Here is a 1957-nt window from a genome sequence, read left to right as displayed (position 1 = left end):
AAGAGCAAGGGAATCGGCACACTGCACAAGGTCGCCAGGACCGCGACACCATTGGCAATCCACAGGGCTTTTTTATGGTGTAACGCCAAACGACGGATTTCCGCCCAGGTCAGCCGATCGGCCCGCTTGGGTGGCTCCACGCCGTCGGGCTGATCATGCACAGGCGGCACGCTCCAGCCAGCGGCCGAGCAACGGCGACAGTTCCTTGAGCGGTTGATAACCATTGGTCAGCAGGGCCAATTGGCCGTTGCGCTCGGCGAGCAGGGTCGGGAAACCGGCGATACCCAGATCCTGTACCCAGGTGAAATCCGCGGCTGTGGCCGCATGCTGGTCGGCGCGGTCGAAGGCCGCCGCGAACTCGATTCGCGGCAAGCCTGCCGCCTCGGCCAACTCCACCAGCACACTGGCATGGGTGACGTCGCGACCTTCGACATAAAAGGCCTGTTGAATCAGCTTGAGCAGTTTCCAGGCACAGTCCGGCGCCAGGCTGCGCGCCGTCACCAGTGCCCGGCAAGCCGGCTCGGTGTCATAGACAAAACCGTCGGGCAAGGCCCCCTCGGTTTTGAACGGTTGGCCAGTGGACTCGGTGACCGCTTGCCAATGCTCAAGGATGTAGCGCCGCGTAGTTGGCTCCAGCGCGGCACCGCTGCCGGTCCTCAAGCCGCCCACCACAAGATGCAACTCGATACCTGCCGCTCGCGCCTGCTCTGCCAGGGCCTCGGCCACCGGAGCAAAGCCCCAGCACCAGGAACACATCGGGTCCATTACATAGAGCAAGCGTGCGGACATGACTCAGGCCTCGGTGTTGGACTGGCGGTAGTTGAAACCAATCGGATGTGGCTGGTTGCGGGCTTTCGCCAACTCGATCTGCTTCTGCCGGTCGATGGCACTGCGTCGGGTTTTCTCGCTCAGTTTATCCCAGCAATGCGGGCAACTGATGCCGGCCACATAGTGCTCGGAGGTGCGATCTTCGACGCTGATTGGTGTACGACAGGCATGACATTGATCGTAGTCTCCTTCGCTGAGGTCGTGGCGCACGGTGACCCGGTTATCGAAGACGAAGCAGTCGCCGCGCCATTGGCTATCTTCCTGCGGCACCTCTTCGAGGTACTTCAGAATGCCGCCCTTGAGGTGATACACCTCGTCGAAGCCCTGGCTGAGCATGTAGCTCGAAGCCTTCTCGCAGCGGATGCCGCCGGTGCAGAACATCGCGACTTTCTTGTGTCTGGCCGGATCGAAGTTGGCTTTGATGTAGTCCGGAAATTCGCGAAAGCTGGTGGTTTTCGGGTCGATGGCGCCTTCGAAGGTGCCGATCGAGACTTCATAATCGTTACGGGTGTCGATCAACAATACTTCCGGATCGCTGATCAGCGCGTTCCAGTTCTGCGGATCGACATAGGTGCCGACCTGCTTGTTCGGGTCGACACCGTCAACGCCGAGGGTGACGATTTCTTTCTTGAGCTTGACCTTGGTCCGATAGAACGGCTGATCTTCGCAGTACGACTCTTTGTGGTCGATGTCGTCCATGCGCGGATCGTTCTTCAACCAGGCCATCAGCCCGTCGATGCCTTCGCGGCTGCCGGAAACGGTGCCGTTGATGCCTTCTTCAGCGATCAACAACGTGCCTTTGACGCCGTTATCGACCATCGCCTGCAGCAGTGGCTCGCGCAGGGCTACGTAATCTTCAAGGGTGACGAACTTATACAGTGCCGCCACGACAATGTTTTGTGTCATGGGTGATCTCCAGGTGGCTACCCTCGTAAAGGGTGAACCGGATGCAAAAAAAACGCGCCGGCTAACTTGAGTTAGTGGCGCGTTGCGGATTCTAGCAAAAACAGCTGCGGTTGGCTGTAGATCGTCAAGATCGCAGCCTGCGGCAGCTCCTACACAAGCAGCGTCCACCTGATCAATCGCGGCTGTAACCGCCTACGTAGGAGCTGCCGCAGGCTGCGATCTT

At 59.5% G+C, this 1957-nt stretch carries 3 protein-coding genes; all 3 read right to left on the bottom strand.

Going from position 1 to position 1957, the window contains the following annotated elements; genetic code table 11:
- Window positions 1-161, bottom strand: a 161-nt coding sequence (locus tag F8N85_RS35355; RefSeq protein ID WP_224795808.1) for a hypothetical protein, incomplete at its 3' end; no start/stop codon positions are given.
- Window positions 154-756, bottom strand: coding sequence for a DsbA family protein (locus tag F8N85_RS33765; protein WP_191636281.1), 603 nt, complete (start codon window positions 754-756; stop codon window positions 154-156). The genes F8N85_RS35355 and F8N85_RS33765, both read right to left, overlap by 8 nt.
- A 36-nt stretch (window positions 757-792) precedes the next feature.
- On the bottom strand, window positions 793-1734 hold the full coding sequence (locus F8N85_RS33760; RefSeq protein ID WP_150806687.1) for a rhodanese-related sulfurtransferase: 942 nt from the start codon (window positions 1732-1734) through the stop codon (window positions 793-795).
- Window positions 1735-1957: the final 223 nt, after the last annotated feature.

Source organism: Pseudomonas fluorescens, assembly GCF_902497875.1.
GTDB lineage: Bacteria > Pseudomonadota > Gammaproteobacteria > Pseudomonadales > Pseudomonadaceae > Aquipseudomonas > Aquipseudomonas fluorescens_BR.
The sequence above is the reverse complement of the archived record's forward strand: the minus strand, read 5'-3'. Positions and strand labels throughout refer to the sequence as shown.

What these genes read in the sequence shown, in the direction of transcription:
- F8N85_RS33765 (WP_191636281.1), bottom strand. Translation starts at nt 756, where the DNA reads ATGTGTTCCTGGTGCTGGGGCTTTGCTCCGGTGGCCGAGGCCCTGGCA.
- F8N85_RS33760 (WP_150806687.1), bottom strand. Translation starts at nt 1,734, where the DNA reads ATGACACAAAACATTGTCGTGGCGGCACTGTATAAGTTCGTCACCCTT.